Source organism: Streptomyces sp. NPDC002138, from assembly GCF_040296485.1.
Lineage (GTDB): Bacteria > Actinomycetota > Actinomycetes > Streptomycetales > Streptomycetaceae > Streptomyces.
In genome coordinates this window covers 176,364-198,837 of the sequence record NZ_JBEOXE010000007.1, presented here as the reverse complement: position 1 = coordinate 198,837, position 22,474 = coordinate 176,364, and the positions used below count along the sequence as shown (strand labels likewise).

At 71.3% G+C, this 22,474-nt stretch carries 17 protein-coding genes; 16 read left to right on the top strand and 1 reads right to left on the bottom strand.

All coding sequences use genetic code 11. The features are described from left to right. Positions 1-129: 129 nt before the first annotated feature. The 14 genes from ABT084_RS07080 to ABT084_RS07015 all read left to right on the top strand — a co-directional run bounded on the left by ABT084_RS07080 (position 130) and on the right by ABT084_RS07015 (position 16,632). Positions 130-2,094: a peptidoglycan D,D-transpeptidase FtsI family protein gene (locus ABT084_RS07080; RefSeq protein WP_351038888.1), complete on the top strand. Its 1,965-nt coding sequence runs from the start codon at positions 130-132 to the stop codon at positions 2,092-2,094. Between the two features lie 37 nt (positions 2,095-2,131). Next, positions 2,132-3,895, top strand: a complete 1,764-nt coding sequence (locus ABT084_RS07075) for a UDP-N-acetylmuramoyl-L-alanyl-D-glutamate--2,6-diaminopimelate ligase (protein WP_351038887.1) — start codon at positions 2,132-2,134, stop codon at positions 3,893-3,895. Next, positions 3,892-5,316 (top strand): UDP-N-acetylmuramoyl-tripeptide--D-alanyl-D-alanine ligase, encoded by a 1,425-nt coding sequence (locus tag ABT084_RS07070; RefSeq protein ID WP_351038885.1) that lies wholly within the window; start codon positions 3,892-3,894, stop codon positions 5,314-5,316. Before ABT084_RS07075 ends, ABT084_RS07070 begins: the two co-directional genes overlap by 4 nt. After that, complete coding sequence (mraY, locus tag ABT084_RS07065; RefSeq protein ID WP_351038883.1) at positions 5,313-6,383, top strand: phospho-N-acetylmuramoyl-pentapeptide-transferase; 1,071 nt, start codon at positions 5,313-5,315, stop codon at positions 6,381-6,383. Before ABT084_RS07070 ends, mraY begins: the two co-directional genes overlap by 4 nt. Further along, a complete protein-coding gene (gene murD / locus ABT084_RS07060) occupies positions 6,365-7,804 on the top strand; it encodes a UDP-N-acetylmuramoyl-L-alanine--D-glutamate ligase (RefSeq protein ID WP_351038882.1) in 1,440 nt (479 codons plus the stop codon). Before mraY ends, murD begins: the two co-directional genes overlap by 19 nt. Positions 7,805-7,868: 64 nt before the next feature. Next, entirely contained in the window at positions 7,869-9,236 is a 1,368-nt protein-coding gene (ftsW, locus tag ABT084_RS07055; protein ID WP_351038880.1) for a putative lipid II flippase FtsW, read from the top strand. Positions 9,237-9,242: 6 nt separating this feature from the next. After that, complete coding sequence (gene murG, locus ABT084_RS07050) at positions 9,243-10,337, top strand: undecaprenyldiphospho-muramoylpentapeptide beta-N-acetylglucosaminyltransferase (protein WP_351038878.1); 1,095 nt, start codon at positions 9,243-9,245, stop codon at positions 10,335-10,337. Between the two features lie 31 nt (positions 10,338-10,368). Next, positions 10,369-11,232: a cell division protein FtsQ/DivIB gene (locus tag ABT084_RS07045; RefSeq protein ID WP_502968852.1), complete on the top strand. Its 864-nt coding sequence runs from the start codon at positions 10,369-10,371 to the stop codon at positions 11,230-11,232. Positions 11,233-11,509: 277 nt separating this feature from the next. Further along, positions 11,510-12,715: a cell division protein FtsZ gene (gene ftsZ / locus ABT084_RS07040; RefSeq protein WP_351038877.1), complete on the top strand. Its 1,206-nt coding sequence runs from the start codon at positions 11,510-11,512 to the stop codon at positions 12,713-12,715. Positions 12,716-12,732: 17 nt separating this feature from the next. After that, the gene (pgeF, locus tag ABT084_RS07035) at positions 12,733-13,479 is read left to right on the top strand and encodes a peptidoglycan editing factor PgeF (RefSeq protein ID WP_351038916.1); all 747 of its coding nucleotides are present in this window, start codon (positions 12,733-12,735) and stop codon (positions 13,477-13,479) included. Beyond that, the gene (locus tag ABT084_RS07030; RefSeq protein ID WP_351038875.1) at positions 13,472-14,191 is read left to right on the top strand and encodes a YggS family pyridoxal phosphate-dependent enzyme; all 720 of its coding nucleotides are present in this window, start codon (positions 13,472-13,474) and stop codon (positions 14,189-14,191) included. The genes pgeF and ABT084_RS07030 overlap by 8 nt, the downstream gene beginning before the upstream one ends. Positions 14,192-14,354: 163 nt before the next feature. Next, entirely contained in the window at positions 14,355-14,975 is a 621-nt protein-coding gene (locus ABT084_RS07025) for a cell division protein SepF (protein WP_351038873.1), read from the top strand. An 84-nt stretch (positions 14,976-15,059) separates the two neighbouring features. Continuing rightward, entirely contained in the window at positions 15,060-15,356 is a 297-nt protein-coding gene (locus tag ABT084_RS07020) for a YggT family protein (RefSeq protein ID WP_351038871.1), read from the top strand. 49 nt (positions 15,357-15,405) lie between these two features. After that, positions 15,406-16,632, top strand: a complete 1,227-nt coding sequence (locus ABT084_RS07015; RefSeq protein WP_351038869.1) for a DivIVA domain-containing protein — start codon at positions 15,406-15,408, stop codon at positions 16,630-16,632. Between the two features lie 612 nt (positions 16,633-17,244). Here ABT084_RS07015 and ileS read toward each other — a convergent pair. After that, positions 17,245-20,400 carry an isoleucine--tRNA ligase gene (ileS, locus tag ABT084_RS07010; RefSeq protein ID WP_351038867.1) on the bottom strand — a complete coding sequence of 1,052 codons (3,156 nt, stop codon included), beginning with the start codon at positions 20,398-20,400 and terminating at the stop codon, positions 17,245-17,247. A gap of 541 nt (positions 20,401-20,941) precedes the next feature. Between ileS and ABT084_RS07005 the strand changes: the two genes are divergently transcribed. Then, positions 20,942-21,667, top strand: a complete 726-nt coding sequence (locus tag ABT084_RS07005) for a TraR/DksA family transcriptional regulator (protein ID WP_351038865.1) — start codon at positions 20,942-20,944, stop codon at positions 21,665-21,667. Between the two features lie 168 nt (positions 21,668-21,835). Further along, a complete protein-coding gene (gene lspA, locus ABT084_RS07000; protein WP_351038863.1) occupies positions 21,836-22,399 on the top strand; it encodes a signal peptidase II in 564 nt (187 codons plus the stop codon). The last annotated feature ends 75 nt before the right edge of the window (positions 22,400-22,474 follow it).

Below are 22,474 nucleotides of genomic sequence, written 5' to 3'. Positions count from 1 at the left end.
TTGGCTGAAAATCGCCCCTGGTCACGGGTGTCGGTCCCGACCGGGCTGGGCACCATTCCCCGGGCGCCGTCCCGCCCCCGCCGTCCGCGGGCAAGCCCACCCCCACCCCGACCCCCGGCAGGTGACCGAGTGAGCCCCAAGGAACCTCCGCGGCGGCGGGTCCCCGGGCCGCCCCGGCCCCGTACGACCGCGCGCCCCGCCGCCCGCCCGGCGTCCCGCCCCGCCACCCGCCGCCCGGCCGGGCTCCGCGCCCCGCACACGATCCGGCTCGGGGCCCCCAAGCCCCGGCTGCGGCTGGTCGGCGTCGGGCTGACGCTGGTCATGCTGGCCTTCGTCATCCGGCTGCTCCAGGTCCAGGCGGTCGACGCCTCGTCGTTCTCCGCCGTGGCCTCCAAGAACCGCTTCGCCAGCTACACCCTGGCCGCCGAGCGCGGGAACATCACCGACCGCAAGGGCGTGGCCCTGGCCACCAGCGTCGACGCGCACGACATCACCGCCGACCCCTCGATGTTCACCCCGCAGGAGAGCAAGGCCCCGGACGCCCCCGCGCAGGCCGCCGCCCTGCTCGCCCCGATCCTCGGCAAGGACGTCAAGGAGCTGACCGACCGGCTCGCGACGAAGAACACCCGCTACGTCGTCCTCGCCCGCCGCCAGACCCCCCAGGTCTGGAACCAGATCAAGGACCTCAAGCGGGTCTTCGCCGAGAAGGCCGCGGCCGACAAGAAGAACAACGGCCCCGGGGCGAACGTCATCGCGGGCGTCTTCCAGGAGCCCAGCAGCAAGCGGGTGTACCCCAACGGGGACCTGGCCGCCGGGATACTGGGTTACGTCAACGCCGAGGGCAAGGGCGCGGGCGGACTGGAGTCCTCCCTCGACAAGAAGCTCTCCGGCAAGGACGGCGAACTGACCTACGCCCAGTCCGGCGGGCGCCGCGTCCCCACGGCGGGATCCAGCGAGAAGCCCGCCGTGCCCGGCGCGGACATCGAGCTGACCATCGACCGCGACATCCAGTGGGCGGCGCAGAGCGCCATCGCCGAACAGGTCCAGAAGTCCGAGGCCGACCGCGGCTACGTCATCGTCCAGGACACCCGCACCGGCGAGGTGCTGGCCATGGCCAACGCCCCCGGCTTCGACCCCAACGACCTCGGCAAGGCCCGTTCCGCCGCCATGGGCAACGCGGCCCTCCAGGACGTCTACGAGCCCGGCTCCACCGCCAAGGTGATGTCCATGGCCGCGGTCCTGGAGGAGAAGAAGGCCACCCCCACCACCCACGTCACCGTCCCCAACCGGCTGCACCGCGGCGACCGGCTCTTCAAGGACGACATCGACCACCCGACCTGGAACCTGACCCTGAACGGGGTCCTCGCCAAGTCCAGCAACATCGGCACGATCCTGGCCACCGGACAGCTCGGCCCCACCCAGCCCGAGGCCAACAAGGTCCTGTACTCCTACCTGGACAAATTCGGCATCGGGCAGCCCACCGGCCTCGGCTACCCGGGCGAGTCCCGCGGCATCCTGGCCAGGCCCGAGAACTGGTCCACCTCCCAGCAGTACACGATCCCCTTCGGCCAGGGCCTCTCGCTCAACGCCATGCAGGCGGCCTCCGTGTATTCGACGATCGCCAACGGCGGTGTCCGGATCACGCCCACCCTGGTCCGCGGCACCAAGGGCCCCGACGGCCGGTTCACCCCGGCCGCCGCGCCCGAGAAGAGCCGCGTGGTGAGCCCCGAGACCGCCAAGACCCTCGCCGAAATGCTCGAATCGGTCGTCGACGACCAAGAGGGCACGGGCACCAAGGCCCGCATTCCGGGCTACCGGGTCGGCGGCAAGACCGGAACGTCCAACCGGGTGGATCCCGCCACGGGCCACTACAAGGGCTACACCGCGTCGTTCGCAGGTTTCGCCCCCGCGGACGATCCGCGCATCACCGTGTACTGCGCCATCCAGAACCCCACCAAGGGCAGCTACTTCGGCGGACAGATCTGCGGGCCCATCTACAAGAAGGTCATGGAGTTCGCCCTCAAGACCCTCCAAGTCGCCCCCAGCGGCACCGCCCCCGCCGGACTGCCGGTCACCTTCGAACCCGGCCAGTGAGCAGACCGCCGCGCCACCAGACCGTGAGGCACCATCAGTGACAACGATCACCCCGAAATCCGGGAACCGGCCCGTCGAAGGCCCCACGACCGGGCCCTCGCTTCGCAACGGGCCCACCGCGCCCGGTACGCTCACCGCCGTGCCCCACGCTGATCAGCCCAGAACCACCCAGAAAGACGCCCCGGCAGCGCTGCCGGGAGCGCCCCGGCCGCTGGCCGTCCGACCGACGCCGCTCGGCGATCTGGCCGCGCTGCTCGGCATCGGGACGCCCGTGCCCGCCGAGGCGTCCGGAAGCCCAGGAGGTCATGGCCATCACGGCCGTCCCACGGGCATCACCGGCATCACGCACGACTCGCGCGCGGTCCGCCCCGGCGACGTCTACGCGGCCCTGCCCGGAGCGCGCCTGCACGGCGCCGACTTCGCGCCGCAGGCCGCCGAGCTGGGCGCCGCCGCGATCCTGACGGACCCGGCGGGCGCCACCCGCGCCGCCGCCACCGGTCTGCCGGTCCTCACCGTCGACGACCCGCGCGCCCGGATGGGCGAGCTGGCCGCCGCGATCTACGGGCGCCCCGGCGAGGACCTGCTCCAGATCGGCATCACCGGTACCTCCGGCAAGACCACCACGGCCTACCTCATCGAGGGCGGGCTGCGGCGGGCCGGCCGGACCACCGGGCTCGTCGGCACCGTCGAGATGCGCATCGGCGACCAGGCCGTCAAGTCGGAGCGCACCACCCCCGAGGCCACCGACCTGCAGGCGCTCTTCGCGGTCATGCGCGAACGCGGCGTCCAGGCCGTCGCCATGGAGGTCTCCAGTCACGCCCTGGTGCTCGGCCGGGTGGACGGCTGCGTCTTCGACGTCGCCGTCTTCAACAACCTGAGCCCGGAGCACATGGAGTTCCACTCCGACATGGAGGACTACTTCCAGGCCAAGGCGCAGCTCTTCACCGAGCGCCGCAGCCGCCTGGGCGTGGTGAACCTCGACGACGAATACGGCCGCCGCCTCGCGAAGGAGGCGCTCATCCCGGTGCTGACCTTCTCGGCCACCGGCGACCCGGCCGCCGACTGGCGCGCCGAGGACGTGGTCTCCGGTCCCGTCGGCTCCACCCTGACCCTGGTGGGTCCGGACGGGGAGCGGATCTCGGCCACCGCCCCGCTGCCCGGCCCGTTCAACGTGGCCAACACCGTCGCCGCGATCGTCACCCTGGCCGCCGCGGGGATCGACCCGCAGACCGCCGCCGACGGCGTCGCCGCCGTCCCCGGGGTCCCGGGCCGCCTGGAGCGGGTGGACGCGGGCCAGCCCTACCTGGCCGTCGTGGACTACGCGCACAAGACCGACGCCGTCGAATCGGTGCTGCGGGCGCTGCGCGAGGTCACCGAGGGCAAGCTGCACATCGTGCTCGGCTGCGGCGGCGACCGCGACACCACCAAGCGGGCCCCCATGGGCGCCGCGGCCGCCCGGTTCGCCGACACCGCGCTGCTGACCTCCGACAACCCGCGCTCCGAGGACCCGCTGGCGATCCTCGCAGCGATGCTCGGGGGCGCCGTGTCCGTACCGGCCGCCGAACGGGCCACCGTCCTGCTCGACGCCGACCGGGCGGCGGCCATCGCCGCGGCCGTCGCGCGCGCCGAGCCCGGTGACACCGTCCTCGTCGCCGGCAAGGGCCACGAGCAGGGCCAGGACACCGCGGGCGTCGTCCGCCCCTTCGACGACCGCGCCGTGCTCCGCGAGGCCATCGAGGCGCACCGCGCCCGTACGCAGGACCAGACCCAGCACGCCCGACAGGCCGAGGTGAACCAGTGATCGACCTCTCCCTCGCCGAGATCGCCGGCATCACCGGCGGGCTTGCGCACGACATACCGGATCCGTCCGTACGCGTCACCGGGGCCGTCGTCATCGACTCCCGGCAGGTCGAGGCGGGCAGCCTGTTCGCCGCCTTCGACGGCGAGCACGTCGACGGCCACGACTACGCGAAGGGCGCGGTCGCCGCGGGCGCGGCGGCCGTCCTCGCGACCCGGCCCGTCGGCGTACCCGCCATCGTCGTCCCGGACGTCGAGAAGGCGCTCGGCGCCCTCGCCCGGGCCGTCGTCGAGCGGCTCGGCACCGACGTGGTGGCCCTGACCGGCTCCGCCGGGAAGACCTCCACCAAGGACCTCATCGCGCAGGTGCTCCAGCACCACGCGCCCACCGTGTGGACGCCGGGCTCCCTCAACAACGAGATCGGCCTGCCGCTCACCGCGCTCAGGGCCACCGCCGAGACCCGGCACCTGGTCCTGGAGATGGGCGCCCGCGGCATCGGCCACATCGCCTACCTCACCGGCCTCACCCCGCCGCGGATCGGCCTGGTCCTCAACGTCGGGACCGCCCACATCGGCGAGTTCGGCGGCCGCGAGCAGATCGCGCAGGCCAAGGGCGAGCTGGTCGAGGCCCTGCCGGACGAGGCCGCGGGCGGCGTCGCCGTCCTCAACGCCGACGACCCCCTGGTACGCGCCATGACCGCCCGCACGAAGGCCCGTACGGTCCTCTTCGGCGAGGCCGAGGACGCCGACGTACGCGCCACCGAGGTGCGGATGACACCGGCGGGACAGCCGTCCTTCACACTCCACACACCCACCGGGTGCGGCGAAGTGACCTTGCGGCTGTACGGTGAGCACCACGTGTCGAACGCGCTCGCCGCGGCCGCCGTCGCCCATGTGCTGGGCATGTCCGTCGCCGAGATCGCCACCGCGCTCTCCGGGGCGGGCACGCTGTCCCGGTGGCGGATGGAGGTCACCGAGCGGGCGGACGGCGTGACAGTCGTCAACGACGCCTACAACGCCAACCCGGAGTCCATGCGGGCCGCCCTGCGCGCACTTGCCGCGATGGGGGGTGGCGCGCGGGCGAACGGGGGCCGCACGTGGGCGGTGCTCGGTCCCATGGCCGAGCTGGGCGACGAGTCGCTCGCCGAGCACGACGCGGTCGGACGGCTCGCCGTCCGGCTCAACGTGAGCAAGCTCGTCGCAGTCGGGGGCAGGGAAGCGTCCTGGCTGCAACTGGGCGCATATAACGAGGGTTCGTGGGGTGAGGAGTCGGTGCTCGTGTCCGACGCGCAGGCGGCGGTCGACCTGTTGCGCAGTGAACTGCGCCCGGGAGACGTCGTGCTGGTGAAGGCTTCCAGGTCCATCGGCCTGGAGCGGGTCGCGCTGGCGCTTCTTGAGCGCGAGGGCGAGGTCACCGGCCGATGAGGCAGATCCTGTTCGCGGGAGTCATCGGGCTCTTCCTGACTCTCGTCGGCACTCCGCTGCTGATCAAGGGGCTGGCCCGCAAGGGTTACGGCCAGTTCATCCGGGACGACGGGCCGCGCGGCCACGCCGGGAAGAAGGGCACGCCCACCATGGGCGGCATCTCCTTCATCCTGGCCACGCTGGTCGCGTACGCCCTGACGAAGGTGATCACGTCCAGCCAGCCGACCTTCTCCGGTCTGCTGGTGCTCTTCCTGATGGCGGGGATGGGCGTGGTCGGCTTCCTGGACGACTACATCAAGATCGTCAAGCAGCGTTCGCTCGGTCTGCGGGCCAAGGCGAAGATGGCCGGCCAGCTGATCGTCGGCATCGCCTTCGCGGTCCTCGCGCTGCAGTTCGCGGACGGGCGCGGGCTCACCCCCGCCTCCACCCGGCTGTCCTTCGTGACCGACTTCGGCTGGGCCATCGGCCCGGTGCTGTTCGTGGTCTGGGCGCTGTTCATGATCCTCGCGATGTCGAACGGCGTGAACCTCACCGACGGCCTCGACGGCCTCGCCACCGGCGCCGCCGTGATGGTCTTCGGTGCCTACACCTTCATCGGCGTGTGGCAGTACCAGGAGTCCTGCGCCAACGCGCAGACCCTGCCGAACCCGTCCGCCTGCTTCGAGGTGCGCGACCCGCTCGACCTCGCGGTCGTCGCGTCCGCCCTCATGGGCGCCTGCTTCGGCTTCCTGTGGTGGAACACCTCGCCGGCCAAGATCTTCATGGGTGACACCGGTTCGCTGGCCCTCGGCGGCGCGCTCGCCGGTCTGGCGATCTGCTCCCGCACGGAGTTCCTGATCGCCCTCCTCGGCGGCCTCTTCGTGCTGATCACCATGTCCGTGGTGATCCAGGTCGGCTCCTTCAAGATGACCGGCAAGCGGGTCTTCCGGATGGCGCCACTCCAGCACCACTTCGAACTCAAGGGGTGGTCCGAGGTCCTTGTGGTGGTCCGCTTCTGGATCATCCAGGGCGTGTGCGTGATCGTGGGTCTCGGACTCTTCTACGCGGGATGGGCAGCGGACAAGTGACCGCCTGGAACGGCAAGAACATCACCGTCGCCGGCCTCGGCGTGAGCGGCATCAGCGCCGCCCGCGCCCTGGCCGGCCTCGGCGCCGTGGTGACCGTCGTGGACGGCGGCGACAGCGAGGGCCACCGGGCCCGCGCCGCCGAACTCGGCGAACTCGGCATCTCCGTACGCCTCGGCGACGCCGACGCCCTCCCCGAGGGCACGGAGCTGGTCGTCACCTCGCCCGGCTGGAAGCCCGGCAGCCCGCTGTTCGCGGCGGCCGCCGCGGCCGGTGTGGACGTCGTGGGCGACGTCGAGATCGCGTGGCGGCTGCGCGGCGAGAACGCCGCGCCCTGGCTGGCGATCACCGGCACCAACGGCAAGACCACGACCACCCAGATGCTCGCGTCGATCCTGCGCGCCGCCGGTCTGCGGACCGCCGCCGTCGGCAACATCGGGACCCCGATCATCGACGTGGTCACCGGCGCCGACCCGGAGTACCGCGATCTCGACGTCCTCGCCGTCGAGCTCTCCAGCTACCAGCTGCACTGGGCGCCCTCCGTACGGGCCCACTCGGCGGCCGTCCTGAACCTGGCCCCCGACCACCTCGACTGGCACGGCACCATGGAGGCGTACGCCGCCGACAAGGGCCGCATCTACGAGGGCAACACCGTCGCCTGCGTCTACAACGTCGCCGACCAGGCCACCGAGGACCTGGTCGTCGAAGCCGACGTCGAAGAGGGCTGCCGCGCGATCGGCTTCACCCTCGGCGCCCCCGGCCCCTCCATGCTCGGCGTCGTCGACGGCATCCTGATCGACCGCGCCTTCGTCGAGAACCGGCAGAAGAACGCCCAGGAGCTGGCCGAGGTCTCCGACGTCGACCCGCCCGCCCCGCACAACATCGCCAACGCCCTCGCGGCGGCGGCCCTGGCCCGCGCCTTCGGCGTGCCCCCGCGCGCGGTCCGCGACGGCCTGCGCGCCTTCCGCCCCGACGCCCACCGGATCGCCCACGTCGACGAGGTCGACGGGGTCACGTACATCGACGACTCCAAGGCGACCAACACGCACGCCGCGGAGGCCTCCCTCGCGGCCTACGAGCCGGTCGTCTGGATCGCGGGCGGCCTCGCCAAGGGCGCCACCTTCGACGAGCTGGTGACGCGCTCCGCGAAGCGGCTGCGCGGCGCCGTCCTGATCGGCGCCGACCGGGCCCTGATCCGCGACGCGCTGGCGCGACACGCGCCCGAGGTCCCGGTCGTCGAGCTGGAACGGACCGACACTGGGGCGATGCTCGCGGCGGTCCGGGAAGCGGCCCGGCTGGCCGAGCCCGGCGACACGGTCCTGCTGGCACCCGCCTGCGCCTCGATGGACATGTTCGCGAACTACAACAAGCGCGGGGACGCGTTCGCCGACGCCGTCCGCGAACTCGCCGCGGCGGGCGCCTAGCGCCGCAGGGGGCCGGACCCCTCCGGTCGGCGGCTGCTCGTACGAGTGGAGGGGAAGATCACACATGCCGGCCAAGCAACTGCTCCCGGGGCGGCGGCCGTCCGCCCCGAAGCCGAAGGCGCAGGGCCGCAAACGGCCCGCGCCGAGCGGGAGACGGCCCGCCGGGCGCCCGTCGCTGGACGGGCTGCGGCGCACGCAGCGGCAGTTGCGCCGGGCCTGGGACCGTCCGCTCACGGCGTATTACCTGATCTTCGGCAGCGCTCTGCTGATCACCGTGCTCGGCCTCGTGATGGTCTACTCGGCGTCCATGATCAAGGGGCTCCAGCTGGGCCTGGGCGCCTCGTACTTCTTCAAGAAGCAGTTCCTGGCCGCCTCCATCGGCGCCGTCCTGCTGCTGGCCGCCTCCCGGATGCCCGTCAAACTGCACCGGGCGCTGTCCTACCCCGTGCTCGCCGGAACGCTCTTCCTGATGGCCCTGGTCCAGGTGCCGGGGATAGGAGTGGCGATCAACGGCAACCAGAATTGGATCTCCCTTGGCGGTCCGTTCATGCTCCAGCCCAGCGAGTTCGGCAAGCTGGCCCTGATCCTGTGGGGCGCCGACCTGCTGGCCCGCAAGGGCGACAAGGGGCTGCTGAGCCAGTGGAAGCACCTGCTGGTGCCGCTGGTTCCGGTGGCGTTCCTGCTGCTCGGGCTGATCATGCTGGGCGGGGACATGGGCACCGCGATGATCCTGGGCGCGATCCTCTTCGGGCTGTTGTGGCTGGCCGGGGCTCCGACCAGGATGTTCGCCGGCGTGCTCGCCTTCGCGGGTGTGATCGTCGCACTGCTGATCAAGACCAGCCCGCACCGGATGGACCGGCTGGCCTGCCTGGGGGCGACAGATCCGGGCAAGAACGACCTGTGCTGGCAAGCCGTCCATGGAATCTACGCCCTGGCGTCCGGTGGATGGTTCGGTTCCGGGCTCGGTGCGAGCGTGGAAAAATGGGGCCAACTGCCCGAAGCCCACACGGACTTCATCTTTGCCATCACTGGTGAGGAACTGGGGCTGGCGGGGACGCTGTCGGTACTCGCCCTGTTCGCGGCCCTAGGCTATGCGGGTATCCGCGTGGCCGGACGTACGGAGGACTCCTTCGTCAGGTTTGCCGCGGGAGGCGTGACCACCTGGATCACGGCGCAAGCCGTGATCAACATCGGTGCGGTGCTCGGTCTGCTGCCGATCGCCGGGGTCCCGCTCCCGCTGTTCTCCTACGGGGGGTCCGCCCTGCTGCCGACGATGTTCGCCGTGGGACTGCTCATCGCGTTCGCGCGGGAGGAGCCCGGGGCGCGCGCGGCGCTCGCGATGCGACAGCCGAGGTTCGGCTGGAAGCGGGCCGGGCTGAGATGGAAGACGATGAGACGGCGCGTCAAGAAGCGTCCGTCCGGAGAGCGGTGAATTTCGGTGCATGTCGTACTCGCCGGTGGGGGGACCGCCGGCCACATCGAGCCGGCGCTCGCCCTCGCGGACGCCCTGCGCAGGCAGGACCCCTCCGTGGGCATCACCGCCCTCGGAACGGAACGGGGCCTTGAGACCCGCCTGGTGCCGGAGCGCGGCTACGAGCTGGGACTGATCCCCGCCGTGCCGCTGCCCCGCAAGCCCACCCCGGAGCTGATCACCGTCCCGGGACGGCTGCGCGGCACCATCAAGGCCGCCGAGCAGATCCTGGAGCGCACCAAGGCCGACTGTGTCGTCGGCTTCGGTGGCTACGTGGCGCTGCCCGGCTACCTGGCCGCCAAGCGGCTCGGGGTCCCGATCATCGTCCACGAGGCCAACGCCCGGCCGGGCCTCGCCAACAAGATCGGTTCGCGTTACGCGGCCGCCGTCGCGGTCTCCACGCCCGACAGCAAGCTGCGCAATGCCCGCTACATCGGCATCCCGTTGCGGCGCTCCATCTCCACCCTGGACCGGGCCATGGTCCGGCCCGAGGCGCGGGCCGCCTTCGGCCTCGACCCCAACCTGCCGACGCTGCTGGTCTCCGGCGGCTCGCAGGGCGCGCGCAGGCTCAACGAGGTCATCCAGACGGTCGCGCCGACCCTCCAGCGCTCCGGGATCCAGATCCTGCACGCGGTCGGCCCGAAGAACGAGGTGCCGCGCGTCGACAACATGCCCGGGATGCCGCCGTACGTCCCGGTACCGTACGTGGACCGGATGGATCTCGCGTACGCCGCCGCCGACATGATGCTGTGCCGCGCGGGTGCGATGACCGTCGCCGAACTGTCCGCCGTCGGGCTGCCCGCCGCCTACGTCCCGTTGCCGATCGGCAACGGTGAACAGCGGCTCAACGCCCAGCCGGTGGTCAAGGCCGGCGGCGGCCTGCTCGTCGACGACGCGGAACTGACCCCCGAGTGGATCCTCAGTCAGGTCCTCCCGGTACTGGCCGATCCGCACCGTCTGTACGAGATGTCGCGCGCCGCGGCCGAGTTCGGCCGCCGGGATGCGGATGATCTGCTGGTCGGCATGGTCTACGAGGCGATCGCCGCACACAGAGCCCGCTAGCCGGGAAGGCACGGACGCAGGAGGCACCGCAGTGGCCGGAGCGACGACCGCACGCGAGGGCGGCAAGCCCTCGAAGCCTGCCAAGGCGCCCGGGCCACCCAAGCCGCCCAAGCGGGGCAGGACGGCGAAGGCGGCGAGGAGACCGGCCTTCCGGGGCCCCGGCGGCCCCCGGTTCACACCGGGGCGCCTGCGCCGGGGCCCGGTGCTGCTGCTCTCGGCCGTCCTCGCCGTGCTCCTGCTCGGCGCGGGCGGCGCGTGGGCCCTGTACGGATCCGGCTGGCTGCGGGTCGAGAAGGTCACGGCGGGCGGCACCGAGGTGCTCACCCCGGCGCAGGTGCTCGGGGCGGCGGCCGTCCCGGTGGGGGCGCCGATGGCCACCGTGGACACCGACGAGATCGAACGCCGGGTCCGCGGCACGCTGCCGCGGGTCGCCACCGTGACGGTCACGCGGTCGTGGCCGCACGGAATCGGACTGAAAGTCACGGAGCGCAAACCCGTCCTGCTCATCAAAAAGGGCGCGGAGTTCGTGGAAGTGGACGCTTCGGGTGTGCGATTCGACACGGTGGCGAAAGCACCCGCGCACGTTCCCGTCCTCGAACTGTCCGCCGGGCAGTCGCCGAGCGCCCGCCGTTTCGACGAGGACCGGCTGCTGCGCGAGGCGGTGGGCGTCGCGGGCGACCTGCCCGCGGCCGTGGCCAAGGAGACCCTGCTGGTCAAGGTGGGCTCGTACGACTCGGTGGTGCTGGAGCTGACGCGCGGCCGGAAGGTCGTCTGGGGGAGCGGCGAGCACGGCGCGGCAAAAGGCCGTGCGCTGACCGCGCTGCTCAAGGCGGTGCCCAAGGCTGACCACTTCGACGTGAGCGCCCCCACGGCCCCTGCGGTGTCCGGGAGTTGACGTCGAGTCGAACAGCGACGCACCCTGGTTGGCCAGCGATATGGGTGATCACATAGGGTGAAAAGAAAAACGGGAGGTTCGGCGTGTTCGTTGAACGCGCACCACTTGTCGACTTAGTGTCCTGTTCGGAGAGTCCAGGGAACAGACACACCCTTAACCCTAAACTTCAGGGTTAGGGTTCGGGTCGGCGTGTTGGACCGCCCCACTTTCGGCATCAGTCGTCGCACCGCAGGCCCGCGAGGCGGCGACACGTAACTCGAGGCGAGAGGCCTTCGACGTGGCAGCACCGCAGAACTACCTCGCAGTCATCAAGGTCATCGGTGTCGGCGGCGGTGGTGTCAATGCCATCAACCGAATGATCGAGGTCGGTCTCAAGGGCGTCGAGTTCATCGCCATCAACACCGACGCCCAGGCGCTGTTGATGAGCGACGCCGACGTCAAGCTCGACGTCGGCCGCGAACTCACCCGGGGCCTCGGCGCCGGAGCCAACCCGGCCGTCGGCCGCAAGGCGGCAGAGGACCACCGCGAGGAGATCGAGGAGGTCCTCAAGGGGGCCGACATGGTCTTCGTCACCGCCGGTGAAGGCGGCGGCACCGGTACCGGCGGCGCCCCCGTGGTCGCCAACATCGCGCGCTCGCTCGGCGCCCTGACGATCGGTGTGGTCACCCGGCCCTTCACCTTCGAAGGCCGCCGGCGCGCCAACCAGGCGGAGGACGGCATCGCCGAACTCCGCGAAGAGGTCGACACCCTCATCGTCATCCCCAACGACCGGCTGCTGTCCATCTCGGACCGGCAGGTCAGCGTCCTCGACGCCTTCAAGTCGGCGGACCAGGTCCTGCTGTCGGGCGTCCAGGGCATCACCGATCTCATCACCACGCCGGGTCTGATCAACCTCGACTTCGCGGACGTCAAGTCCGTGATGTCCGAGGCGGGCTCGGCGCTCATGGGCATCGGCTCCGCCCGCGGCGACGACCGCGCCGTGGCCGCCGCCGAGATGGCGATCTCCTCGCCGCTGCTGGAAGCGTCCATCGACGGAGCCCGCGGCGTGCTGCTCTCCATCTCCGGTGGATCCGACCTCGGTCTCTTCGAGATCAACGAGGCGGCCCAGCTGGTCAGCGAGGCCGCGCACCCCGAGGCGAACATCATCTTCGGTGCGGTCATCGACGACGCGCTCGGCGACGAGGTGCGGGTCACCGTCATCGCGGCCGGGTTCGACGGCGGACAGCCCCCGGCCCGCCGGGACAACGTCATCGGCGCCGCGTCCACCAAGCGCGAGGAGCCGGCCCCGCCGGTCCGCGCCGCGGAGCCGGTCCGTCCGGCCTTCGGCGGTCTCGGCTCGGTGACCCCGCGCGAGGACGTGCAGGTACCGGTCGAGGTGGCCCCCGCCGAGGCCGCGCTCCCCACGCCGCCGCAGGTCCCGACGGCCCGTCCGTACCAGGACAGCCCGGCCGAAGAGCTGGATGTCCCGGATTTCTTGAAGTGACGATAGAGCAGCACACCGTGAGCGGCGCCCACTTCGCTTTCACCGACAGGTGGGGCGGGGGGAGCGCCGTTCCGTATGAGGAGCTCAACCTCGGCGGGGCGGTCGGCGACGACCCCGAGGCCGTCCGGGCCAACCGCGCGCTCGCCGCGCGAACCCTGGGCCTCGCCCCGGACGGGGTGGTCTGGATGAACCAGGTGCACGGGCGGGACGTCGCCGTGGTCGACGGCCCGTGGGCGGCCGGCCAGGAGGTTCCCGCCGTGGACGCGGTGGTGACCACCCGTCGGGGGCTCGCCCTCGCGGTCCTCACCGCCGACTGCACCCCCGTCCTGCTGGCCGACCCCGTCGCCGGGGTGGTGGCCGCCGCCCACGCGGGGCGGCCCGGACTGGTCGCCGGAGTGGTGCCCGCCGCGGTGGCGGCGATGGTCTCCCTCGGCGCCGAACCCGAGCGGATGGTGGCCCGTACCGGGCCCGCCGTCTGCGGCCGGTGCTACGAAGTCCCCGCCGCGATGCGGGCGGACGTCGCCGCGGTCGTGCCCGAGGCCTACGCCGAGACCAGCTGGGGAACCCCGGCCGTCGACGTGGTGGCCGGAGTGCACGCGCAGCTCGCGGCGGCGGGGGTGGTGAACGCCCACCGTTCCCCGGTCTGCACACTGGAGTCGGGGGACCACTTCTCGTACCGCCGCGACCGGGTGACCGGGCGGCTCGCCGGATACGTCTGGCTCGGGTCCTCCCCGACGGAATCTGGGGGACTGACGGATGACTGACCGCAAGGCGGAGCTGGCCGCGAACCTCGAGCGGGTGGAGGAACGCATCACGGCCGCCTGTGCGGCGGCCGGCCGGGCACGGGACGAGGTGACCCTGATCGTGGTCACCAAGACGTACCCCGCGAGCGACGTACGTCTGCTGGCGGACCTGGGTGTCCGTCATGTGGCCGAGAATCGCGACCAGGACGCCGCCCCCAAGGCCGCCGCCTGCGCGGATCTGCCGCTCAGCTGGCACTTCGTCGGTCAGTTGCAGACGAACAAAGTCCGTTCGGTGGCCGGATACGCGCATGTCGTGCAGTCCGTCGACCGGGCCAGGCTGGTGCCCGCCCTCTCGGCGGCCGCGGTGAAGTCCGGACGCGAACTCGGCTGCCTCGTACAGATCGCGCTCGACGCCGGGTCGGGGGAGCGCGGGGAGCGGGGCGGCGCGGCGCCGGACCTGATGCCGGAGCTGGCGGACCTCCTCGCGGCGGCGCCCGGACTGCGGATCGACGGTCTGATGACGGTCGCGCCGCTGGCCGGTCCCTACGCGGGACGCGAACAGGCCGCCTTCGAGCGGTTGCTGGAATTGTCATCCCAGCTGCGCGCGGACCATCCTGCTGCCACGATGGTCTCGGCCGGGATGAGCGCCGACCTGGAACAGGCCGTCATGGCCGGTGCGACACATGTACGCGTCGGCACTGCGGTACTCGGCGCGAGGGCCCGGCTCGGGTAACGTCGCGAAGAAAGTCGGACCACAGCAGAAAATATGGTCATTTCCGCTGATGAGCGGACAGACCACGTGGATCGCGGGCAGTTGGTGACTTTGGTGACATGGCGAAACGACACCTGCGACACCTGCGACAGGGCGATCCACCACAGAGCGGAGGACTCAGAGAATGGCCGGCGCGATGCGCAAGATGGCGGTCTACCTCGGCCTCGTGGAGGACGACCGGTACGACAACCCGGGGTACGACCCCGACGACGAGTTCGAACCCGAGCCGGAACCGGAACGAGTCCGCGACAGGGACCGACGGCAGCAGCCCGTATCGCACCAACCGCCCGTACAGGACGAACCGGTACGAATCGTCCAGCCCCCGGCGCAGCGCGAACCCATCGCAATCCCGGTAGAAAACGGACGATCGCCGCGAATTGCACCCGTGGCATCCATCACACCTGAACGCCCCACCATGGAGAAGAACGCCCCCGTGATCATGCCCAAGGTCGTCTCCGAGCGGGAGCCCTACCGCATCACCACGCTGCACCCCCGGACGTACAACGAGGCCCGTACCATCGGGGAACACTTCCGTGAGGGCACCCCGGTGATCATGAATCTCACGGAGATGGACGACACCGATGCGAAGCGTCTCGTCGACTTCGCGGCCGGTCTCGTGTTCGGTTTGCACGGCAGTATTGAACGCGTGACACAGAAGGTGTTCCTGCTGTCGCCTGCTAACGTCGATGTCACGGCGGAGGACAAGGCCCGCATTGCGGAGGGCGGGTTCTTCAACCAAAGCTAGACCGACGAGTTAAGACACGGGACCGGAACGAACGGCCCGGCCGGGAGGCCGGACAGCGACGGCAAGGGGAGAGGGAAGCGCGGGATGGGCGTGGCTCTGGAGGTTGTCTACATCGCGCTGATGTGCTTCCTCATCGTGCTGATCTTCCGACTGGTCATGGACTACGTCTTCCAGTTCGCCCCCTCGTGGGCGCCTGGCAAGGCGATGGTGGTCGTTCTGGAGGCCACCTACACTGTCACCGATCCACCGCTCAAGCTTCTTCGGCGGTTCATCCCGCCGTTGCGTCTCGGGGGCGTGGCACTCGACCTGTCCTTCTTCGTTCTGATGATCATCGTTTACATCCTCATCAGTTTCGTGAGCACCGCAGCGAGAAGCGTGTGAACGATACGGTCTTGCCGACTGCCGACGACTACGTAGAGGTGAAGAAGAGATGCCGCTGACCCCCGAGGACGTGCGGAACAAGCAGTTCACGACCGTTCGCCTCCGAGAAGGCTACGACGAGGACGAGGTTGACGCCTTCCTCGACGAGGTCGAAGGCGAACTGACGCGCCTGCTCCGCGAGAACGAGGATCTGCGCGCCAAGCTGGCGGCCGCCACGCGTGCCGCCGCGCAGAACCAGCAGCAGCAGGGCATGCGCAAGCCGGAGCCCCAGGACCAGCGAGGCCCGGGCGCCCCGGTCCCCGCGGCCATATCCGGCCCGCCGCAGCAGCAGCAGCCCCAGCAGATGGGTCCGCCCCAGCTGCAGGGCGGGCAGCCGCAGCTGCCGGCCGGCCCCGGTGGTCACGGACCGCAGGGTCCTGGCCCGATGGGTGGCCCCATGCAGCAGCACCCCATGGCCGGACAGCAGTCCATGGGCGGCCAGAACCAGCTCGGCCAGCAGATGCAGCAGCAGCAGATGCAGCAGCAGATGGGCCAGCAGATGCAGCCCATGCAGCAGCAGCAGATGGGCCAGCCGATGGGGCAGCAGATGCAGCCCATGGGCCAGCAGATGCAGCCGATGCACCAGCAGCAGCAGCCGCAGCTCCCGCAGCAGGGTCCCGGTGGCGACAGCGCCGCCCGCGTCCTGTCCCTGGCGCAGCAGACCGCCGACCAGGCGATCGCGGAGGCCCGTTCCGAGGCCAACAAGATCGTCGGCGAGGCCCGTTCGCGCGCCGAGGGTCTGGAGCGGGACGCCCGTGCCAAGGCCGACGCGCTGGAGCGGGACGCGCAGGAGAAGCACCGCGTCGCGATGGGCTCCCTGGAGTCCGCCCGTGCCACGCTGGAGCGCAAGGTCGAGGACCTGCGGGGCTTCGAGCGTGAGTACCGCACGCGTCTGAAGTCCTACCTGGAGAGCCAGCTGCGCCAGCTGGAGACCCAGGCCGACGACTCCCTCGCGCCGCCGCGCACCCCGGCCACCGCCTCGCTGCCGCCGTCGCCGGCGCCGTCGATGGCTCCGGCCGGAGCGATGGGTCACTCCATGGGCGGCCCGCCCTCCATGGGTGGTCCCTCCCCGATGGGCGGCCCGTCCCCGATGGGTGGTCCCTCCTACGGTGGCCAGCAGCAGATGTCTCCCGCGATGACGCAGCCGATGGCTCCGGTGCGGCCGGTTGCGCCGCAGCCGATGCAGCAGGCGCCGTCGCCGATGCGGGGCTTCCTGATCGACGAGGACGACAACTAGGCGCGCCTCACCCGTCGGCAGACGGTCGGGCCGGGCCCCGGGTTCCTTCTGGAACCCGGGGCCCGGCCCGTTTTCCGTACCCGAGGCCGTGCCGCCCCGCACCCCCTCGCCTCCGGCGGCGCCTCAATCGCCGGCGGGGCTGGGAGTGGCTGGGCGGGTGCCTCGTGGTTCGGGCTGTGGGGGTGGAGGTGGCTGGGGTGGGCCCCCATGGTTCGGCCCGTTGGGGTGGAGGTGGCTGGGGTGGGGCCCAGGGTCCGGCCGGGCCTGGCCTCCGGCGGCGCCTCAATCGCCGGCGGGGCTGGGAGTGGCTGGGCGGGTGCCTCGTGGTTCGGGCCGTGGGGTGGAGGTGGCTGGGGTGGGGGCCCAGGGTCCGGCCGGTCCTCGCCTCCGGCGGCGCCTCAATCGCCGGCGAGGCTGGGAGTGGGGCTGGTGCCTCGTGGTTCGGGCTGTGGGGTGGGCCGGCTGGGCGGCGGGGTGTGGGGAAATCAAGCCTGCCCGGCGATTGAGGGCCCGCCGGAGGCGCATTGAGCCCGTCCGGCGTTTGAGGACCCGGTGGTGAGGCCCGGGGCAGGGGGTGGCCCGGGCCCCCTGGGGGGCGCCGGGCCACTTCGGTCAGGCCTTGCGGAGGCGGAAGGTCAGGGACAGGGGGGCGTCCTCGAAGGGGGCGCCGTACGTGGCGTCCGCTTCGCCGGAGGCGTAGTCCGTCGCGAGGACCTCGTCCGCGATCAGACCCGCGTGGTCCGTCAGGGCCGTGACGACCTCCGGGTCCGTGGAGGACCAGCGCAGGGCGATCCGGTCGGCCACGTCGAGGCCGGAGTTCTTCCGGGCCTCCTGGATCAGCCGGATCGCGTCACGCGCCAGCCCCGCCAGCCGCAGCTCCGGCGTGATCTCCAGGTCGAGCGCCACCGTCGCGCCCGAGTCGGACGCCACCGACCAGCCCTCGCGCGGGGTCTCCGTGATGATGACCTCCTCCGGCGAGAGCGAGACCTCCTCGCCGTTCAGCGAGATGACCGCGGAGCCGGACCGCAGCGCCAGCGAGAGCTCGGCCGCGTCGGCCGCGGCGACGGCCTTCGCCACGTCCTGCACGCCCTTGCCGAAGCGCTTGCCGAGCGCCCGGAAGTTCGCCTTCGCCGTCGTGTCCACCAGGGACCCGCCGACCTCCGACAGGGAGGCCAGGGAGGAGACGTTCAGCTCCTCCGTGATCTGGGAGTGGAGGTCGGGGGAGAGGGCGTCGAAGCCGGCCGCGCCGACCAGCGCGCGCGACAGCGGCTGGCGGGTCTTGACGCCCGACTCGGCGCGGGTCGCCCGGCCCAGCTCGACGAGCCGGCGCACCAGCAGCATCTGCTGCGAGAGCGAGGCGTCGACCTGCGAGGCGTCCGACTCCGGCCAGCTGGAGAGGTGCACCGACTCCGGGGCGCCCGGGGTCACCGGTACGACCATGTCCTGCCACACCCGCTCCGTGATGAAGGGGGTCAGCGGAGCCATCAGCCGGGTGACCGTCTCGATCACGTCGTGCAGGGTGCGCAGCGCCGCCGCGTCGCCCTGCCAGAACCGGCGGCGCGAGCGGCGCACGTACCAGTTCGAGAGGTCGTCCACGAAGGAGGAGAGCAGCTTGCCCGCCCGCTGCGTGTCGTACGCCTCCAGCGCCTCGGTGACGTCCCGCGTCAGCGTGTGCAGCTCGGAGAGCAGCCAGCGGTCCAGCACCGTGCGGTCGGCCGGAGCCGGGTCGGCTGCGCTGGGCGCCCAGTTCGACGTACGGGCGTACAGGGCCTGGAAGGCCACCGTGTTCCAGTACGTGAGGAGGGTCTTGCGCACGACCTCCTGGATCGTGCCGTGGCCGACGCGGCGCGCCGCCCACGGGGAGCCGCCCGCCGCCATGAACCAGCGCACGGCGTCGGCGCCGTGCTGGTCCATGAGCGGGATGGGCTGGAGGATGTTGCCCAGGTGCTTGGACATCTTGCGGCCGTCCTCGGCCAGGATGTGGCCCAGGCAGACGACGTTCTCGTACGAGGACTTGTCGAAGACCAGGGTGCCGACCGCCATCAGGGTGTAGAACCACCCGCGGGTCTGGTCGATCGCCTCCGAGATGAACTGCGCCGGGTAGCGCTTCTCGAAGATCTCCTTGTTCTTGTACGGGTAGCCCCACTGCGCGAACGGCATCGAACCCGAGTCGTACCAGGCGTCGATGACCTCCGGCACGCGGACGGAGGTGAGGGAGCAGCCCTCCGCCGTGCAGGGGAAGGTGACGTCGTCGATGTACGGGCGGTGCGGGTCCAGGGACGAGAGGTCCGTCCCGGTCAGCTCGCTCAGCTCGGCGCGCGAGCCGACGCAGGTGAGGTGGTTCTCCTCGCAGCGCCAGATCGGCAGCGGGGTGCCCCAGTAGCGGTTGCGGGACAGCGCCCAGTCGATGTTGTTGTTCAGCCAGTCGCCGAAGCGGCCCTGCTTGACCGAGTCCGGGTACCAGTTCGTCTTCTCGTTCTCCCGCAGCATCGCGTCCTTGACGGCGGTGGTGCGGATGTACCAGGACGGCTGCGCGTAGTAGAGCAGCGCCGTGTGGCAGCGCCAGCAGTGCGGGTAGCTGTGCTCGTAGGCGATGTGCTTGAAGAGCAGGCCGCGCGCGTCGAGGTCGGCGGTCAGCTTCTCGTCGGCCTTCTTGAAGAAGACGCCGCCGACCAGCGGGACGTCCTCCTCGAAGGTGCCGTCGGGGCGGACCGGGTTCACGACCGGCAGGCCGTACGCGCGGCAGACCGCGAGGTCGTCGGCGCCGAAGGCGGGGGACTGGTGGACCAGACCGGTGCCGTCCTCGGTCGTGACGTACTCGGCGTTCACGACGTAGTGGGCCTCGGCCGGGAATTCCACCAGCTCGAAGGGGCGCTGGTAGGTCCAGCGCTCCATCTCCTTGCCGGTGAAGGACTCGCCGGTGGTGACCCAGTCCTCGCCGAGCGCCTTCTCCAGCAGCGGTTCGGCGACGACGAGGCGCTCGTCGCCGTTGGAGGCGACGACGTAGGTGACCTCGGGGTGCGCGGCCACCGCGGTGTTCGACACCAGGGTCCACGGGGTGGTCGTCCAGACCAGCAGCGCGGCCTGACCGGCGAGGGGGCCGCTGGTCAGCGGGAAGCGGACGAAGACGGAGGGGTCGACGACCGTCTCGTAGCCCTGGGCCAGCTCGTGGTCGGAGAGGCCGGTGCCGCAGCGGGGGCACCAGGGGGCGACCCGGTGGTCCTGGGTCAGCAGCCCCTTGTTGAAGATCTCCTTGAGCGACCACCACACGGACTCGATGTACTCGGGGTCCATCGTCACGTAGGCGTCGTCGAGGTCGACCCAGTAGCCCATGCGGGTCGTGAGCTCGGCGAAGGCGTCGGTGTGGCGGGTCACCGAGTCACGGCACTTGTCGTTGAACTCGGCGATGCCGTACGCCTCGATGTCCTTCTTGCCGTTGAAGCCCAGCTCCTTCTCGACGGCGAGCTCGACCGGCAGGCCGTGGCAGTCCCAGCCGGCCTTGCGCGCCACGTGGTAGCCGCGCATGGTGCGGAAGCGGGGGAAGACGTCCTTGAAGACGCGGGCCTCGATGTGGTGCGCGCCGGGCATGCCGTTGGCGGTGGGCGGGCCCTCGTAGAAGACCCACTCGGGGCGGCCCTCGGACTGCGCCAGAGTCTTGGCGAAGGTGTCGCTCTCGCGCCAGAAGTCCAGGACGGCGTGTTCCAGGGCGGGCAGGTCGACCTGCGCGGGCACCTGGCGGTACTGCGGCGATTGCGGCGGGGTGGTCATCAGGCGTCTTCCTCCGGCGGCGTGAGATCTCCGTCGGAGGGACGAGAGCGTGCTCCCGCGGTACCACCCTCCTTGGCCGCCGGACGGATCCGGTGACCCCCTCATTGGGGTGCGAGCCGGTTCTACTCGCCCGGCCGGCGCCCTGGGGGCCCGTACGGACTTTCTTCCGGCGGCTCCGGGGTGATCCTTCGCATCGCGCTCGCCCCCGGGCTCTCACCGTCCCCGGGTCGCTCCTGGCTGCGTCCGACGCTACTCGTCCCCATCCATGCCTTTCGCTGGGCCCAGTGTACGGGCCCAGGGGCCGCCCGGCAGACCGGTTTACGGGGGGCGCGAGGGGGGGCTCGTAAATGACCCGAACGGCCGGACGCGCCCGTCCGGGCTCCGGCGCGCCGGTAGGACCGGATTATCGGGCCCGGAGCTGGGCACAACGGATGCAGGTCGGACTCGGCGGACGCGCGCCCCGTTGCCGCGGGGCCCGAGTCGATTTATCGTCCCACCACGATTCGCGTGCAATATCACAGTATGTGAAGGGGCCGCGGCCATGGTGGCGAAGAAGACCGCCGCGAAGAAGACGGCGTCAGCGAACGAGGCGTCGGCGGAACCGGTGAAGAAGGTCGCACAGAAGGTCGCGAAGAAGGCCGCGGCCGCCAAGAGCACGGCCAGGAAGAGCAGCCCGACCGAGAGCAAGCGCACCGCCAAGACGACCGCGAAGAACGCCACGGCCACACCGGCCGTGGAAGAGACGGGAGCCGGGAAAGTGGTTGCCAAGAAGAGCACGGGCACGGCCAGGAAGACGGCCACGGCCGCGACGAGCGGGCTGCCCAAGACGCGCGCCTCGGTCACCAAGGCCGCCGCGGCCGCGAGCGGGCCCGGCGGGCTCGCCGTACGGCCGGGCGAGGAACCCTGGACCCCGGAGGAGGCCGCCGAGGCCCGTACGGAGCTGACCGCGGAGGTACTGCGGCTGCGCGGCGAGCTGAGCGCCTCCGAGCAGGCCATCTCGGGCCTGATGCGGGACTCCGGCGACGGCGCGGGCGACGACCAGGCCGACACGGGCACCAAGAACATCACCCGCGAGTCAGAGATGGCTCTCGCGGCCAACGCCCGCGACATGCTGGAGCAGACCGAGCGGGCCCTGGAACGCCTGGAAGCGGGCACCTACGGCCTCTGCGAGAACTGCGGGAAGGCCATCGGCAAGGCCAGGATGCAGGCCTTCCCGCGGGCCACGCTGTGCGTCGAGTGCAAGCAGAAGCAGGAGCGCCGCCACTAGTGCCGTGGCCGGGAAGGTGTGCCGTGCCGGGCGCCGCGACCCGGTGCACCTTTCCGGTCACGGCACCAGGGGGCGGCGCGCCAACGGCCGCCTGACGTACTCTCGTGTTCTGTTCAGGGTCTTCGGGAGCCTGACAGCTTCCTGGTCGAGCTAGTTCGAGGGACTCACGTGGCAGAGGCGGAGCGCATCATCGGTACGCCCGAGGTCGGGGACGACAGCCCCCAGCCGGAGTCCGAGCGGCCCAAGGGCCACCGCCGGATCGCGGCGCTGCTCATCGTGGCGGTGCTCGCGTACCTCCTCGACCTCGGCAGCAAGATGCTCGTGGTGGCGAAGCTGGAGCACCAGGCGCCGATCCGCCTCGTCGGCGATCTGCTCAAGCTCGACGCGATCCGCAATCCCGGCGCCGCCTTCGGCTTCGGCGAGGCCTTCACGATCATCTTCACCTGCATCGCCGCCGGGGTGATCGTGGTGATCGTGCGCCTCGCCCGCAAGCTGTACAGCCTGCCCTGGGCGATCGCCCTCGGCCTGCTGCTCGGCGGCGCGCTCGGCAACCTCACCGACCGGATCTTCCGGTCCCCGGGAGTCTTCCGGGGCGCCGTGGTCGACTTCATCGCGCCCGCGCACTTCGCCGTCTTCAACCTCGCGGACTCCGCGATCGTGTGCGGCGGCATCCTGATCGTCCTGCTGTCCTTCAAGGGCCTGGACCCGGACGGCACCGTCCACAAGGACTGATCCGGGCCGCTCCCGGCCGGTCCCCGGGGCCGCCCGGAGCATGATCGCGGATCGGGCGAGCGGTCTTGTCCTGCA

What these genes read in the sequence shown, in the direction of transcription:
- mraY (WP_351038883.1), top strand. Translation starts at nt 5,313, where the DNA reads ATGAGGCAGATCCTGTTCGCGGGAGTCATCGGGCTCTTCCTGACTCTC.
- murD (WP_351038882.1), top strand. Translation starts at nt 6,365, where the DNA reads ATGGGCAGCGGACAAGTGACCGCCTGGAACGGCAAGAACATCACCGTC.
- ftsW (WP_351038880.1), top strand. Translation starts at nt 7,869, where the DNA reads ATGCCGGCCAAGCAACTGCTCCCGGGGCGGCGGCCGTCCGCCCCGAAG.
- ABT084_RS07030 (WP_351038875.1), top strand. Translation starts at nt 13,472, where the DNA reads ATGACTGACCGCAAGGCGGAGCTGGCCGCGAACCTCGAGCGGGTGGAG.
- ABT084_RS07025 (WP_351038873.1), top strand. Translation starts at nt 14,355, where the DNA reads ATGGCCGGCGCGATGCGCAAGATGGCGGTCTACCTCGGCCTCGTGGAG.
- ABT084_RS07020 (WP_351038871.1), top strand. Translation starts at nt 15,060, where the DNA reads ATGGGCGTGGCTCTGGAGGTTGTCTACATCGCGCTGATGTGCTTCCTC.
- ABT084_RS07015 (WP_351038869.1), top strand. Translation starts at nt 15,406, where the DNA reads ATGCCGCTGACCCCCGAGGACGTGCGGAACAAGCAGTTCACGACCGTT.
- ileS (WP_351038867.1), bottom strand. Translation starts at nt 20,400, where the DNA reads ATGACCACCCCGCCGCAATCGCCGCAGTACCGCCAGGTGCCCGCGCAG.
- ABT084_RS07005 (WP_351038865.1), top strand. Translation starts at nt 20,942, where the DNA reads ATGGTGGCGAAGAAGACCGCCGCGAAGAAGACGGCGTCAGCGAACGAG.